Consider the following 14,285-nt stretch of genomic DNA (forward strand, 5'->3'; position numbering starts at 1 on the left):
ATCTTTGCATAAATGTCCCCTGTTTAGGCGAAGCTGCAGGCTCATCAGGGTTCACCAGCCTTAAAATATCCCTCTGGGATTTTTGCCGGGGATATGTTACACTTGTAAAGAATATTTGATGAATCAGAAAGGCACATTATGAATCAATTGAAAGAAACATTATCGGCATGCCTGTTTCAGCGAACGCCGGTCAAAATCATATTCAGCAGCCCGCGAAAGAAATCGCTCCCCTATCGCCGTGTGACAATTCGGCCTGTGCTGCTGCGGGGAAAGCCCGCCTGGCAGGCGGAATACGCCTACGAAAAGAAAGCCATTCATGAAAACATAGAAGGCGAACAGATCATAGAGACCTGTATTGACTTTGTTCTGCGGGACTTTAAACAGATCAATCTTTTTACGGAAGAGGAGGATGTACAGATCCTGGTCTCTAAGCCGGACCGCCCCAAAATCATCCGCAAACCGGGTACCTTAAAACAGGAAACTCTCTCCCACGATCAGTCTAAAAACTATATCATTCCTGACCGGAAGCCCTGTGACTTTCTCATACGCCTGGGTGTCATGGATGAAAAGGGAAAGGTCTTTCAGAAACACTATGCCAAGTTCCGTCAGATCAATCGTTTTTTAGAGATCCTGCAGGATGTCTTTTCCCATCTTCCCAAAGACCCCGGCAGGCCTCTGCGGATCATTGATTTCGGCTGTGGAAAAGCGTATCTGACCTTTGCGCTCTATCATTATTTGAAGATTGTCAAAGGACTGGATGTGGAAATCATCGGTCTGGATCTGAAAGAGGATGTCATTGACTTCTGCAATCAGATAGCGGCTGATCTTCATTACGGCGGACTGAAGTTCCTTATGGGCGATATTGCGGATTATACCAATGACTGCGCGGATATGGTAGTGACCCTTCACGCCTGCGACACGGCTACGGATTACGCGCTCATTAACGCGGTAAAATGGAATACCCAGGTAATCCTTTCCGTACCCTGCTGTCAGCACGAGCTGTTCAGCCAGATAAAAAACGATCTGCACCAGCCCATGTTTAAACACGGCATTATCAAAGACCGCTTTACGGAGCTTCTCACTGACGGGCTCAGGGGGCTCAAGCTGGAGTCCTGCGGCTATGATGTGGCCATGATCGAATTTACGAGCCTGGAGCATACCTCCAAGAATATTATGATTAAAGCAATAAAAACCAGAGAGGCCAATGAGCGGGCCGCGGAAGAATACGAACGTCTCAAAGAATTTTATGGAGTGCGTCCGGCTATCGACGCTTTATAGACGACCGCCTGTTTTACACGTTAATCCTCCTGAATTGCCTGATGTCCCGGTAATTCAGGAGGAGGTGTTTTCAAAGACCCAGAGGGTTTCTTTATTTTGGCCTGCGTACTTTTTAAATTTAAAGATCCTCAGCTTCATCCAGGAGCCGTCTTTTTTCTGATACACAAATCCTGGGACATCTCTGCCGTACAGCTGGGATTCCAACTCTCTGTAGTCACAAACCGGTTGGAAAAGACTGCTGAACTCCGGTTTTACCAATTCACGGGCATACAGCCGTATTGCCTCGCTGAATTTTCCCCCACTTTTCTTCATCATCGCTTCAAAGTAGTCCGGGATAAAAATATGTCGCACCGTATCTGTACTGAGATTGACAAAATACACACCTTTAAATTCCGGGGCAATAATGGAAAGAAAGACGTCTGCGTCCTGTTTTTCCGTAATCATCTGCTCCAGCTGCACATTCATTTCTCTGCTGCGGCGGTCCCTGCCCTCTCCCTGGTAATACTGTTTCTTAGCCTTCTGCATATTTTTTTCGGCAGCTTTTATGACCGTGTCGATCTCTATCGGCTGTTCCTGCCAGAAGCAGCCAACCGATGACGCGTACTGGTGATCGCTCATCGCCTTACTGATCCCATCGATTCCTTTCTGCATATCCGCTTCACCCACATTCCTGCACAGAACGACAAATTCGTCTCCTCCGATTCGGTAGGCGTTGTCCGCGCCGAAGGTATCCTCCAGGGTCCGCGCCACAAAGCAAAGCATTTGATCCCCGGCCTCATGGCCCAGATGGTTGTTGATTTCATGCAGGCCGTTGGCATCCACATAAACGCAGCCCACGCTCTGATATTTGTTCTTTGATATTTCAGCGACAGCCGCATGATAACTGTTGCGATTCTGCAGTCCGGTCAGGCTGTCCATCAGTCCCATTTCCCGAATGCCCTGATAAACCTGCATATTGCGAATAGCCATGGCAAAACTGAGGGACACGCATTCCATCTGACTGGTGTCTTTCCAGCGATGTTCCATGTTGCATGCTCCCAGAATACCAGTCATCCCGTTCTCATGATCAATCAGCGGAAACATCATCAGGTTCCGGATTCCAACACGCCTGACAATCTTCTGACTCTCCGGGTACGTCTGTCCCAGCTCATCCATATCGTAAAGTAAAATACTTTTGTTCTGCGCCAGATCCGCAAACATGCCGGAAAAGGGTTCGGGGATTCTCCTGCTCGGAGAAATTTTTGCATCAGTCCCTTTCTGCCTATCGTAAAAATAATTCTGCAGGATAGTATGTCCCTGTATGGTAAGCAGACAAACCCGCTCAGCGGTCAGCGCCCGGGCGAACCGCTCCAGCGCTTTTTCAATCTGTCCCGGTTTCATGTGAGCGTCAAACAGGATCTTCTCCACATCAAACATGTACTGCACCCGGGTGAGCTGGCTCTCCTTTGCGCATTTTTCCTTTTTCAGTTCACGCAGAAGCCAGATGAAATACAACGTGATTCCAATCATGAGAAAAATAGCGAGGAAATAAGTGATCTTCATTATTTGATCGGTTTTTGCAAAGACTACTTTCTCCGGAACAGAGAGCATGACGACCCAGTTTGCCACCCCGACCGGTTCATAATGGGAATAGAAATATGTATGGGCTTTTTCCGAAAAAAAGACAACACGCCCGCTTTTGCCCTTTTCCATATCGGAAAACATCGTATCCATGCTATAGCCCTTTTTGGTCCGGCGTTTTTTAAAATCACTGACATGTCTCAAATCCTTATGCCAGGTATCCATCAGAAGGTTTCCCGTAGTGCCGTTCACGAGATAAAGCTGCGTGTTTTCCCCAAAAGCGCTGTCCGAATAAACCTTTGGCAATTCATCCAGGTCGCAGATACCGCAGAGTACGGCTATGACTTCCGTACCCCTTTTTACTGGCACGAAATTGCAGAGAATCATCTGCTCCGGCGCGAGCATATCCGAAATTCGCTCAGACATATGCTGTCCCTGTGCTGCTTTCTCTTTAAAGGAAAGTTTCCCTTCCACAGATACCAGCCTTCCGTCGCTTGTGAGCAGCTGGTCGCCCGGCAGCAAAATTTCCATACGGGAAAGCATACCCTGCCCGGAAAAAGAAGACAGTATTTGGACGGCTTCCCTGGAGTCAAGCCTGTCATAACTGGCTAAAATACCGGCAATGTACTTCAGATATTTCGTATCGCTCAAATAGTCGTTTCCAATTTCCCGGGACAGCTGCTCCGTATGCTCTTCCAGCGTTTCAAAGCAGGCACGCTTTTCCAGATCATAAATTTTTTGTGATGTACAAAATAAAACGATCCCTAAAACAGCGATCATGAGAATTGTTATAATTATGTTTTTATTCCTTATCATTTTATTGCACCTTGTGGCGACATCTTATTCAGTCGCGGGCTGCACCATACAGTCCTGATTACAATATCCGTTGAATCAGCTTCACCGAAAGGCCGAACATACACGAAAGATGTCCGGCCTTGTTTGTATTACGCAGTATATTCATTATAGGCCAAAGCAGCAGGCAAAACAATACGCCATATATGTAAAAACCTTCTGTTCGCGGTGCAGATGATTGACGGCAGATCCTGCACCAGCATAATTGCGCCCGTCTGCGCGTCATACGCCTGGCTTGGCTTACACGTTACACCCCTTTTGGCGCTTTTTGCTTTTTATAGCAGCCAAAGAGGACGAATCCAATGGGTTTGAAGGGTTTCGCAGCATAAATTCGCTCCGATTTTGCCTCCTTGCGCCCCGCATAGTCTCGAACCGTTGAGAAAACGTCCGCTTTTTGCCTCTTTTGGTACAAAAAGTGCCGGATTCGCTTTGCTGCGATATTGTATAAAAGGCATCGTCATCCTGGCGACTCTCCCCCCGTCTGGCGATAATGCCAAAATTGAGATTGGACCTGTATGTAAAACGATTCTTGCTTTATTTTTACTGCAAATCATGCTAACCTTCAGGCAGAGGAGGCTTGCTTATGAATATAGGAAGTAAGATAAGAGACATACGAAATGAACACAACATGAATCAACAGCAGTTTGCGGATATTTTTCATGTGACAAGGCAGACCGTTTCCAATTGGGAAAACAATAAAAATTATCCGGACCTTGCGGTACTGACAAAAATGAGCGATACATTCGAAGTTCCCTTAGATATTTTGCTGAAGGAAGACACGCTTTACATTCAGAAAGTCGATGCGGCAGGCAGGAAAGCAAGCGGAAGAAAAAAGATTATTCTGATTCTCCTCTTAGTGTCATTTGTAATGTCAGCCTTATGTATATGGGGGTTCGCGCATTCCTTTGAGGCGACAAAGGACGCAAATCGGGTAAAGACTGCAACCGATGTGAAAATGTGGGTTGCTTTGCCCGGCGCGACCCCCTCCTTTGCGCTGACACGAACCTTTGATGCCGAAGACTATTACAATATGTCACAGCGAAAGCAGCAAAAGCAGGAGGATACGGTCAGCGGGCGTATCGAGGGAGATATACCGGCCATATTCGTTAAAGATAATACTCCGGTAACCTTGATTTTTCAAGATCTTACGTATTATAACCTGAAACCGGATAAGATATCGAGAGTATCAGCGAAGCTGTTTAATTACTCTACAATAGAAACCACAGAAAAAGAGCTTCCGTTTTCTATGGATAATGGGATTTTAACGTTGAAATTTAAACCAGGCAGCATAAAATTCAGCCAGGAAGATGAGGAGTGGTATAACTGTGTTATAACTGTAGAATATACCATTGATGGAAAATCCTATGTCAGCATGACCGCACTCACGCTATTTGAATAAAAGATTAGAAAATTAGCATGGGATATTGACCGGAAGGGATGTTGCTCCGGGGCCCACTCCATACACCTTACTTGTTTATACCTCATTTGCCTATATCCCATTCACCCATACATCGCCCGTCTGCGCGTCATACGCCTGGCTCGGCTTATACGTTACATATCGCTCTCGGCGTTCTCGGCGCTTTTTGCTTTTTACGGCAGCCACAGCGGACGAATTCAATGGGTTTGAAGGGTTTCGCAGTATAAATCCGCTTCAATCTTGTTTCCCGAAACCCCGCACAGTCTCAAATCGTTGAAAAAACGTCCGCTTTTTTCCTCATTTAATACAAAAAGCGCCGGATTTGCTTTACCGCGATATTGTATAAAAGGCATCGTCATCCTGGCGACTCTTTCCCCTGCCAGGCGAACCTTTCCTTCGCCTGGCCCCGCTGTCCGTTTCCCCTATGCCGCCGGGCGCACCGAAAAAAGGGCCGGATGTCCCCCTCGGCATCCGGCCCTTTTGTATTGTATCTTTTATTCTTTATTCTGCTTTTTTCGCTTCCAGTTCCGCAACCTGCTTTGAAGTCAGCTTCTGCGGCCGGAAGATCATGAAGAGAATCGCACTGATCGCCATCAAGATCGGATAGTACAGATTCGGTATAATATTCAAAGGCGTCAGGCCGACCAGGGCCGCCGCTGTCAGCAGCTGCGCACCGTATGGGATCAAGCCCTGCCCCACAGAAGCGAAGATATCCAAAATCGACGCTACTCTCTTTGGAGCCACTTCAAACTCATCGCCGATTTCCTTGGCAATGGGACCGGCCATAACAATGGCTACCGTATTGTTGGCAGTACAGATATCCACCAGCAGCACCAGAACAGCGATTCCAAACTCCGCTCCCCGCTTGCCCTTGGTTCGCTTCTTAATCGTATCGATAATCAGATCGATACCTCCGTTGTTCTTAATCAGAGAAACGATACAGGCCACAATGATGGAAATAACCGAAATCTCAAAGAGTCCCGCCATGCCGTCTCCAATGGCCGTAAAACTTTCCAGCAGCGTAAACTTTCCAAAAGCAACGCCGACGATCATGGAGAGAACGATTCCGGATATCAGCACCAGGAACACATTGAAGCCGATCAGCGCTCCGATGAGAACCACCAGATACGGAATAACCTGAATAAAGTTATACTCATAGACATCCTTGGCAATATAAGTCATGTCCATTGTTCTTACAAAGAAAATAATCAGTGTAACCACAGCAGCCGGAAGCACAATAAAGAAGTTTTGCTTGAATTTGTCCTTCATTTCACAGCCCTGCGTCCTTACAGCAGCGATGGTGGTATCGGATATCATGGAAAGGTTATCACCGAACATCGCTCCGCAGACAACCGCACCGATGCATACCGGCAGCGGAAACGCCGTCTGCTGTGAAACTCCCAGGGCGATGGGAGCCAGAGCTGTGATGGTACCCATGGAAGTACCCATGGAAATAGAAATAAAACAGCCGATTATAAAGAGTCCCACTACCATGAATTTGGCAGGCAGGATTGAAAGTCCGAAATTAACTGTGCTCTCCACACCGCCGGCGGCCGTTACAACTCCCGAAAAAGCCCCCGCTACGATAAAGATCAGCACCATGGTGATGATATTCACATCGCCCGCCCCTTTGGAAATGATGTGAAGTTTTTCGTCAAAGGTCAAATCCCTGTTCTGCATCATGCCCACGAACAGAGCCGCTACAAATGCCACCAGCGCAGGCATTCCGTAGAAGTCTCCGCTGATAATCCCTACCCCGGCAAATAGTACGATGAATACTATAAAGGGCAATAACGCCCAGCCACGTTTTTTCATGTTGTTTTCCTCTCTCTCAATAAGTAAATATATCTATTTGACACCGGAAAACCGGCTTCTGCCATCTTCGGCACTGTCCGATTTTCTGTTTTCAAATCAGGATCGCTTGGAACCGATCACTGCATCCAGCATGGGTTTTGCCGTAAAATGAAACAGCTTTGCGATCAAGTTACTGGGGAAACTCGCCACTCTTGTATTGAGCATTTTTACCAGTGTGTTGTAGAAACGGGCAAAATGTTCAATATCATCCTCCGCCGCGATCAGCTGTCTGCAGGTATCATCCAAAGCTTTGGACGCTTTGCCGGATGCTCCGGCCTGCTCCATCCATTCACCCAGAAGGCCGGAAATTTCATTCTCACATGAGACTTTTTCCTCAATGGAATCTGCTTTCTGCGCCGCGTTTTTCATCTGGGATATTGCTTCCGTCAGCTGCAGATCGCAGTTTTCGCAGGTTTTCGCTGCCTTTGTCACTTTTTTTATCAGCTCATGTCTTCTTTTCAGATAGACTTCTGTTGTTTCGAAGGCCTCTTCCACGCTGTATTTCAGTTTCAGAAATCCTTTATAAGACAGGACGAGCCAGATCAGCACCACTGCTGCCAGCAACGCAATCGCTATGATTAAATTGAAGTTCATTTCTCTCTTCTCCTTGTCTTACTCCGGAAGCTGCCAATTTATCGGTTCTTTTCCAAATTGTTTTAAAAAGGCGTTGGTCTTGGAAAAATACCGCCCTCCCCAAAACCCTTTGTGGGCGCCCAGCGGGCTGGGGTGCGCTCCGGTAAGGATCAAATGCCTGTTATTGGTTATCAGGCTTTGTTTGGCTCTGGCGTTGCCGCCCCAGAGAATAAATACCATAGGGTCTTCTCTGTCGTTAAGCAGCCTGATTATGCGGTCGGTAAAAATTTCCCACCCTTTTCCTCTATGGGAGTTGGGAGTGCTTCTCCGCACTGTCAGCACGGTATTGAGCAGAAGCACGCCGTTTTTAGCCCAGCTTTCCAGGCAGCCGTGAGACGGAGGATCAATTCCCAGATCATCCTTCAGCTCCTGAAAAACGTTGACCAGCGACGGCGGCGCAGGCACGCCTTTCTGTACAGAAAAACAAAGGCCATGGGCCTGTCCCGGCTGATGGTACGGATCCTGCCCTAAAATTACTGCTTTTACCTCCTTATAGGGCGTAAATTTCAATGCGTTGAAAATGTCGTACATGCTCGGGTAAATGACTTTGGTCTTGTATTCCGTTATCAGAAACTGTCGCAGCTTCTGATAATATTCTTTTTCAAACTCTCCATCCAGGACCTGGTCCCAGTCGTTTCCTATGTTCACCATAGGTTCTATTATAGCGGACTTGCGGAGTTCTGACAATGGGGAAGTTCCTGGGTGTGAAATTATTGGTTTCACAATATTTTTCCCGCCATATTAGTATCGGGAGGATTCTTGCAGCACTGGCCTGAAGGGACCCGGACAGCCTCGGTAGTCCTGCTGGCTGCGGTAACTTTGCCGGCTCAAATTGCCTGGTCGTTTCTGAGAGCCGCGGTAACTTTTTCGAAAAATTGATGCAAAGTTACGAAAAGTTGTGGGTTTGCGGGTACCCCAAACCGTAAAAAATGACAATTTGTGCTACTGGCCGTTTGAAAGGCCGCAGGATCATTGAAAAATGCGTAACTTTTTCGAAAAAATCGGGAATCCTTACCGGTTGGATGAGGCGCTGCCGTACAAACCGGTCAGCGCCGTATAACCTGCAATCCATGTTGCAGCTTTTTTAAGCAATATGCATATTTGTTCAACAATGGATGCATTTCGCCTTTGTTGTTGAGGTGTTTCCAAGGCCTGCGGTCTCTGATCCCGTTCAAAACCGCATATCAATCGAGTTTTTGTACTTGCAGGCCCTGGTATCCTTGAAAAAAGGTCAACAAATACTTAGTTTTTTCGCTGCGTGTTGATAAAAATGGCAATTTGCCATTTCGACAGTTTTTATGTAGAGGTCAACTCTTACAGCACTGGTCGCTGTATTGCAGCAAAACAGAGAACGTCGAGCAAAGTTTGATATCGAGTTGGCCAATCATTGTCATCATTTTTTTCCGGCTTTAATCTTTATTTAATGTTCCTCTGATAGAATTCTTCTATCTATAATTTTATAGTTCTCTTACAAAACAAGGAGGATCAAGCATGAGCTTTTTTTCATTATCCAGCGGCAGAAGACCGTATCAAAACCCCCATCACGGAAGCGGGCATTATCAAAAGAAAGGCTTGTTTGGTAAACTGGGCGGCCTGATGGGCTCTTTCAGCAGCAGCGGGCGCAGAGGATATTACCCGCCTGGCTATCAGCAGAATCAGGGTTATCCGCAGAATCAAGGCTATCCGCCGCAGGGACAGCCCGGAGTAAATGGGATGCATGGACAACCGAACCAGCCCGGGCAGCCGCCTCTTTCACCGCAAAACGTTCAGCCTAATGTGCCGCAGAATATTTCTCAGGGAAATTCCTTCTGCTCAAACTGCGGGGCCAGCGTACCTGCAGGCTCCAAATTCTGTCTGGAATGCGGTGCCAAAATGAATACCGGCGCTGTCTGCGCAAGCTGCGGTCAGAGTCTTCCTGCCAACGCCAAGTTTTGCCCCGGCTGCGGAGCACCGAGGGCCTAGAAAACCATGCTCTTATTTCCCAGGCGCTACCTGGGCCGCTGCTATCAGGGCTATGCCATCTGCCGAAGTCTGGGCCAGGGACGATACGGGAATTGTTTTGCCGCCCAGGCGCCGGACGGCTCTCAGGTCGTACTCAAACGGTTTCACAACCGAATGAAAAAAAAGAACACAGGCCGCAATCATTTTGAGCCTGTGATTCTTTCTATGCTGAAACATCCCTCCATTCCCGATCTTTTGGGTGTCATCAATGAAGGAAAGGACTATTTTTTTGTTCTGGAATATATGCCCGGAGTCACCATTGAACAGCTCCTGTTTCGGGAGCACCATCGATTCACACCGGAGGAAACAAGCAACATCGGTTTTCAGCTAATTGACTTGATCGCTTATCTGCACCAAAATGGAATCGTCCACCGGGACATCCGCATTTCCAACGTGCTTTACCACCAAGGGAAAATTTCCCTTGTGGATTTCGGTCTGGCCCGTTTCGCAGACCAGGACCGCTATCGCCTGGACTCAGATTTTTCCTATCTGGGGGACTTCTTACTGTACCTTCTCTACTCTAACAGCCCTACCAACAAGTTCAGACGGCATCGCCCCTGGTATGACGAACTGCCTCTTTCCGACGGACAAATGGAGTTTCTCAAACGCCTTCTGGGGCTGGAAACTCCCTATGCCACCATCGAACAAGTGCGGGAGCATTTCTTCGTTTTTATGTGTTAAAGAAGATTACTCCTCTTTCTTTTCTTCACCCGCAAGGGCAAATTTAGCCGGAACAGTTACCTGCTCTTCGTACCAAGCGAAGCAGTTTTCCACCATCTGTCGGTCCGGCTTCGGCGTCAGCCAGCTGACTACCGGAACAATAATCAGCCCAGCCAGCATGGCAAAGGCGCCGGCATTGATCGGCGACTGAAGAATCATCGGGAAGGAGTCTCTAAACAGCAGGTTGAGGATCATCAGACCCGCACCCCAGATGTAGCTGCACCAGCAGGCAATCTTCGTAGTGCCTTTCCAGTAGAGCCCGTAGAGCAGCGGAGCCAGGAACGCGCCTGCCAGAGCACCCCAGGAAACACCCATCAGCTGAGCGATAAAGGTGACGGCGCTTCTGTACTGGATGACTGCGATAACTACGGAGATGGCGATGAACACGACGATGAGAATTCGGATCACCAGCACCTGAGTCTTTTCGCTCATATTCTTGATAAAGTTGTCCTTGAGAAAATCAATGGTCAGGGTCGAACTGGACGCCATAACCAGCGACGACAAGGTGGACATGGACGCTGAAAGCACCAGCAGCACCACCAGCCCCACCAGCGCATCCGGCAGATTGGAGAGCATGGTCGGTATAATGGCGTCAAACCCGTCAGCCTCAATGTTGATCTGATCGGAAAACAGCCTGCCGAAACCGCCCAGGAAGTAACAGCCTCCCGCCACAATCAAGGCAAATACTGTCGAAATGATGGTTCCTTTATGTATGGATTTTTCACTTTCAATGGCATAGAATTTCTGCACCATCTGCGGCAGTCCCCAGGTTCCCAGAGAAGTGAGGATTACAACGCCCATCAGATTCAGAGGATCCGGACCGAAAAAGGAATTAAAAGCTCCCGGGGTTGTGGAAACAGCCGGGTCCTCCACGCTGGCCAGACCGTTTAAAGCTTCCATAAAACCGCCCTTGCTCATGAGCACAGCCGCAATAACAGCCACAATGCCGAAGAGCATGATAATGCCCTGGATAAAGTCATTGATGGCCGTTGCCATATAGCCGCCGGCAATGACATAGATGCCGGTGAGCACTGCCATGATTATGATGCAGAGCGTATAGTCGATATTAAAGGCCATACCGAAAAGGCGGGAAAGTCCGTTATACAGAGAAGCTGTATAAGGGATCAAAAATATAAAGATAATTACAGATGCTCCGACCTTCAGCGCTTTGCTGTCAAAGCGGGCGCCAAAGAATTCCGGCATGGTCGCAGAATCCAGATGCTGCGTCATGATACGGGTACGGCGGCCTAAGATGACCCACGCCAAAAGGGAGCCGATCAGGGCATTTCCGATGCCGATCCAGGTGGAAGCGATTCCGTACTTCCATCCGAACTGTCCGGCGTAGCCGATAAAAATAACGGCGGAAAAATAGGAAGTACCGTAAGCGAACGCCGTCAGCCACGGGCCGACAGAACGCCCTCCGAGAACGAATCCGTTCACATCCGTAGCATGCTTTCTGCAGTAAATACCGATGCAGATCATGATCGCAAAGAACACACACAATAGTAAGATTTTGATTAACATAGTTTTTTTAATCCTTTCTGTATATTTTTGCAGAGAGCATTTCAAAAATTAAAAACGCCCTCTGAACTATGTTCAGAGGGCAGATTGTTTACCGCGTTACCACCTCTGTTCACCGCAGCCTCACGACCGCAGCCTCACTGAGTTCTTACTAAACTCGCTCACTATGACGGGTGAACCCGTTCCAACCTACTTAGGCAAACTCCCTGTTCAGCGGACTGCTCACAGAATGTATTCGGTCTGACGGTTTCCTGCGCCTCTCACCTGCCGGCAGCTCTCTGTTGGTCTTTGACAGACTTACTAATTTCTGGTCTTCGCATTTGTGAATTATTATTACACAAAATTTATTTTAAGTCAAGAAAAAGTTTACCATCCATATTTTTTAATGTACTTGACCAGATTCTTCGTATCCTTCCAGCGCTGGGCGTCCTTTTTGTCCCCCATCACCACAGTGATATAACCCTTGCCCTTATACTTGTAATACCCGGCAAAGCAGCAGCCCGCGTTGTCCGTGGTGCCGGTTTTTACACCGCTCAATCCCTTTACTTTTCCCAGCAGCTGGTTCGTGTTTTTCAGCTTGTAGCGTTTTTTCTTTTTCAGAGTCTTAAAGGTATATTTTTTCTTCCCGACAAATTTGCGGAAGGTCTTGTTTTGCATGGCATATCTGGCAACCAGAGCAACGTCGTAGGCGGAAGAATAATGATTTTTCTTGTCCAGGCCGTGGGCATTAACAAATCTGGTATTGGTGCAGCCCAGGGCCGCGGCCTTCTGATTCATCATCTTTGTAAACCCGGCGACCGAGCCTCCGGTCACTTGGGCCAGAGCGGTGGCCGCACCGTTATCCGATTCCAGCATTGCCATGTACAAAAGCTGGCGGACGTACAATTTGTCGCCTTTTTTGAGATCCGAATAAGGCGTCTTTGCCGCTTTCTTGGAAATCTTCACTTTTCTTTTCAGCGAATTTTTCTGAATGGCTAGGATCGCGGTCATAATTTTAGTCATGCTGGCCTGGGGCCGCCTGCTGTTCATATTCTTGCTGTAAAGCACTACACCGCTTTTGGCGTTGATGACAACCGCGCTTTTACAGGACAGCTTTACCGATGAACGGTTCTTTGTGATAATTCGAATCTGACCGCTGGTATAAGCGCTTCCTTCCGCTGTTTTGGGCAGATGAATCCGCCAGATGGTGTATTTTGATTTATTCCATAAAGAATCGGGATACTCTATCGTTACGCGTTCGGTTTTTTGCGTGCCTGTCTGAAAAACCGCTTTCGTCTCCCACTGTTTTTCAGAAGGATTATATCGCTGCAGCTGCACGCTGCGGCCATAGGCAGGTGTCACGGAAATTGTATCCTTCATTTTGCTTTTAACGCTTACGGATTTCTCCTGTATCAAGTCTGAAACCGTTGTTTCCATAGGCTGCAGAGGTACTTCCCCTGTCTCCTGGGTTGGCTCTGTCTGCTCACCGGGCTCCTGCACCGTCTGTCCTTTCGGCTGGACCTGCTTTCCCGAACCTGCCGGATTGTTTGTCCTTTCCTCAGCCAAAGGTTTGTCGCTTTGCGTTTGCGCATCAGTTTCCGGTTTCGCGGATGGTTCCACTGACGCAGAAATCGGCTCTGACGCTGCCGGGCTCTGTGATTCTGCCAATACCTGCCCTGGCAATAAGGTAAATACCATAGTTAACGTTAATACTGCCGCAATAATACTCCGTTTCATGCCGCCTCCATTTTATTTCCTGAATTTCCTTTATTTATCATTATATGTCATTTTTATCTTTCTCGCAAGGTAAATTACAGGAGTATCCGCCAGACTTGTAACGATGAAGATCACATAGCTGGAAACGCAGATGCTGATCAGTGTGGCCATATCGTACATGCCCCAGAAGGCCCCGAAGGTGTACAGCGCTGTATTGAGAATCTGGGAAACCAACGTGGATCCATTGTTTCTCAGCCAAAGGAAACGCTTTGCGTCGCCGCAGCGTTTTTGGGTAAACGCCCACCACTTATGATAGGCCCAAACATCAAAACGCTGGCAAATCGCATATACCAGGAAGCTGACAATCATCAGTCTTGGGGTGTTGCTGAAAATGGTCTGAAAGCTTTCTCTAGCCCAGTCGCTGGACGCCGGCGTATATAGCAGCCAGGATTGGGATATGAGGATAAAGGCTATGGACGTGGCAATCCCGATATTGACTGCCTTTTGCGCTGCTTTCTTGCCTTCGTTCTCGCTGAGGATATCGGTTATTAAAAAAGTGGAAGCAAACAGGATATTGCCCAGGGTCTGCTCCATGCCGAAAGCGTCCACCATTAGGAGAACTTCTATGTTGGCTGTAATGGTGGCGATCACGGTGCTGCAGTAAAGGCCCGTCCTGCCGAAAATCCGATACATAAGCAGTACTCCCCCGTAAATCACGATCAGCGATAGGATAAGTAAGATTTCGTTATTCATG

General features: G+C 47.9%; 11 protein-coding genes and 1 other annotated feature. Of the genes, 4 read left to right on the forward strand and 7 right to left on the reverse strand.

Annotation, left to right across the window (positions count from 1 at the left end; translation table 11 throughout):
- Nucleotides 1–138 precede the first annotated feature (138 nt).
- Nucleotides 139–1,278, forward strand: a complete 1,140-nt coding sequence (locus NE619_RS12725) for a class I SAM-dependent methyltransferase (RefSeq protein ID WP_256132806.1) — start codon at nucleotides 139–141, stop codon at nucleotides 1,276–1,278.
- 54 nt (nucleotides 1,279–1,332) lie between these two features.
- Here the strand turns inward: NE619_RS12725 and NE619_RS12730 are convergent, their stop codons facing one another.
- Nucleotides 1,333–3,654, reverse strand: coding sequence for a sensor domain-containing diguanylate cyclase (locus tag NE619_RS12730; RefSeq protein ID WP_256132807.1), 2,322 nt, complete (start codon nucleotides 3,652–3,654; stop codon nucleotides 1,333–1,335).
- A 619-nt stretch (nucleotides 3,655–4,273) separates the two neighbouring features.
- On the opposite strand from NE619_RS12730, the gene NE619_RS12735 reads away from it, so the two are divergent.
- Entirely contained in the window at nucleotides 4,274–5,089 is an 816-nt protein-coding gene (locus NE619_RS12735) for a helix-turn-helix transcriptional regulator (protein ID WP_256132808.1), read from the forward strand.
- A gap of 519 nt (nucleotides 5,090–5,608) precedes the next feature.
- Here NE619_RS12735 and NE619_RS12740 read toward each other — a convergent pair.
- The 3 genes from NE619_RS12740 to NE619_RS12750 all read right to left on the reverse strand — a co-directional run bounded on the left by NE619_RS12740 (nucleotide 5,609) and on the right by NE619_RS12750 (nucleotide 8,245).
- Complete coding sequence (locus tag NE619_RS12740; protein WP_256132809.1) at nucleotides 5,609–6,922, reverse strand: Na+/H+ antiporter NhaC family protein; 1,314 nt, start codon at nucleotides 6,920–6,922, stop codon at nucleotides 5,609–5,611.
- Between the two features lie 96 nt (nucleotides 6,923–7,018).
- Nucleotides 7,019–7,555 (reverse strand): LemA family protein, encoded by a 537-nt coding sequence (locus NE619_RS12745; protein ID WP_256132810.1) that lies wholly within the window; start codon nucleotides 7,553–7,555, stop codon nucleotides 7,019–7,021.
- An 18-nt stretch (nucleotides 7,556–7,573) separates the two neighbouring features.
- Nucleotides 7,574–8,245, reverse strand: a complete 672-nt coding sequence (locus NE619_RS12750; RefSeq protein ID WP_256132913.1) for a uracil-DNA glycosylase — start codon at nucleotides 8,243–8,245, stop codon at nucleotides 7,574–7,576.
- 840 nt (nucleotides 8,246–9,085) lie between these two features.
- Between NE619_RS12750 and NE619_RS12755 the strand changes: the two genes are divergently transcribed.
- Nucleotides 9,086–9,556, forward strand: coding sequence for a zinc ribbon domain-containing protein (locus tag NE619_RS12755; RefSeq protein ID WP_256132811.1), 471 nt, complete (start codon nucleotides 9,086–9,088; stop codon nucleotides 9,554–9,556).
- A gap of 6 nt (nucleotides 9,557–9,562) precedes the next feature.
- Nucleotides 9,563–10,276 carry a serine/threonine protein kinase gene (locus NE619_RS12760; protein WP_256132812.1) on the forward strand — a complete coding sequence of 238 codons (714 nt, stop codon included), beginning with the start codon at nucleotides 9,563–9,565 and terminating at the stop codon, nucleotides 10,274–10,276.
- Between the two features lie 6 nt (nucleotides 10,277–10,282).
- On the opposite strand, the gene NE619_RS12765 is transcribed toward NE619_RS12760, so the two are convergent.
- The 3 genes from NE619_RS12765 to NE619_RS12775 form a co-directional block, all read right to left on the reverse strand.
- Nucleotides 10,283–11,839, reverse strand: a complete 1,557-nt coding sequence (locus NE619_RS12765) for a sodium:solute symporter family protein (RefSeq protein WP_256132813.1) — start codon at nucleotides 11,837–11,839, stop codon at nucleotides 10,283–10,285.
- Between the two features lie 72 nt (nucleotides 11,840–11,911).
- Nucleotides 11,912–12,160: a binding site (T-box leader), on the reverse strand.
- A gap of 42 nt (nucleotides 12,161–12,202) precedes the next feature.
- Entirely contained in the window at nucleotides 12,203–13,552 is a 1,350-nt protein-coding gene (locus NE619_RS12770) for a serine hydrolase (protein ID WP_256132814.1), read from the reverse strand.
- A gap of 30 nt (nucleotides 13,553–13,582) precedes the next feature.
- Entirely contained in the window at nucleotides 13,583–14,284 is a 702-nt protein-coding gene (locus NE619_RS12775; protein WP_256132815.1) for a queuosine precursor transporter, read from the reverse strand.
- Between the last annotated feature and the right edge of the window lies 1 nt (nucleotide 14,285).

The organism is Anaerovorax odorimutans (assembly GCF_024459955.1).
Classification (GTDB): domain Bacteria; phylum Bacillota; class Clostridia; order Peptostreptococcales; family Anaerovoracaceae; genus Hominibacterium; species Hominibacterium odorimutans_A.